At 76.6% G+C, this 1363-nt stretch carries 1 protein-coding gene; it reads right to left on the bottom strand.

Annotation, left to right across the window (positions count from 1 at the left end; genetic code table 11):
- Positions 1 to 1363 (bottom strand): transglutaminase domain-containing protein (locus tag OOT08_RS11125; protein ID WP_325092914.1); only part of this gene is annotated, 1363 nt, incomplete at both ends.

The raw sequence follows: 1363 nt of genomic DNA, 5'->3' as shown, positions 1-1363 counted from the left end.
AGCCGCTTGGCCACGGGGAGGAAGAGCACCGGGAGCGCGAGCAGGAGCAGCGCCGCCACGGACAGCGCCGCCGCGCGCAGGATCGGCCAGAGGGCCGAATCCGACCCCGGCTCCGGGGAATCCGTGGCCGCGGGCGCGTCGTGTTCTCCGAGTCCGAGCGGCGGCGGGGCGTCGCTCGCGCTGAGGTCGCGGGGGACGGTGGCGTACTTCGGGAGCTGCTCGCCCTCGTTCAGCTCCGTCGGGACGGACTGCCACTGCGGGCTCGCGTCCAGCGCGACCCAGCGGTCGTCATCGCCGCGCACCTCGACCCAGGCGGCGAGGTTCCCCCCGGAGCAGCGCTCGGCGCAGGGAGGCACGGCCAGCGCGGCGCTGGCCGGGTCCTCCCCCGCGAGGCGCACCCCGACGACCACTCGGGAGTCGTAGCCGAGGGCGCGGGCCAGGAGCGCGGCGGCGGCGGCAAACTGCTCGTCGTCTCCGATGCCCGCGACGAGCGCCGGATCGCCCGCGCTCTGCCCCGCCGCGCGCTGCTGCTCGTTCAGCTGGGCAAACAGTTCTTCGATCCGGGCGGTCGAGTGCCCGGCGTAGCTCGGCAGGAAGCGGCCCCCGCCGCGCTCGCGAAGGTCGTCCAGCCAGAGCGCACCGTCCGCCTCGACGCTGAGCGCGTGGCTCAGGTACCCGCGCTGGCCGAGCCGGTCGATGAGCTCGGTGAGCCCCGCCGCGGTGCGGGGCTGTGCCTGCGCGCGGAGCCAGGCGGACAGCTCGGGCATGGCGTCGAGGCCGAGCAGGGGGTCCGCGGAGGCGGGCCCCGCGCTGAGGGGTGCGGGGGCCGCGCGCGGCACGGTCAGCGTGACGGTGTCCCCGGCCCGGAGCCCCTCGGCTGTGGGGACGGCGACGCCCGTGCCGCTGCCCCGGTTCAGATAGAAGCCCTCGGTGAGCGCGTCGGCCCGGGGGCCGCCGAAGCGGGGCGGCGCGCTGAGGTCCGCGGCGAGGGGCACCCAGATGTCCGCGTAGCCCGAGGCGACGGTGACCTCGACCGCCACCGGGTCGCGGGGGGTCTCCCCGCTGGGGAAGCGGGTGAAGCGCTCGCCCGAGGCCCCGGGGTCGCCCACGTGAAACTCGGCGCCGTCGTAGCGGCCGAGCACCGCGAGCCCCAGCCGGTCCGGTCCCCCGTCCGGCGCTGAAATCTCGAACAGGGGCTCCGCGAAGCGCTCGTCCTGAAACCAGCTCCGGTAGCCGCTGAGGGGGCTGGGCCGCTCGCGGACCACGAGCTCGGGGTCGATGCGGTCCCGCGGCACGAGCCGAGCCCCGGGGTCAGCCGTGAGAGGCACGACCGCGACGGCGATCCCGGCGGCGATCGCCACGA

This window comes from Leucobacter sp. M11, from assembly GCF_035726885.1.
GTDB lineage: Bacteria > Actinomycetota > Actinomycetes > Actinomycetales > Microbacteriaceae > JAPFRB01.
Note: the sequence above shows the minus strand (reverse complement) of the source record. Positions and strands in the feature narration are given on the sequence as shown.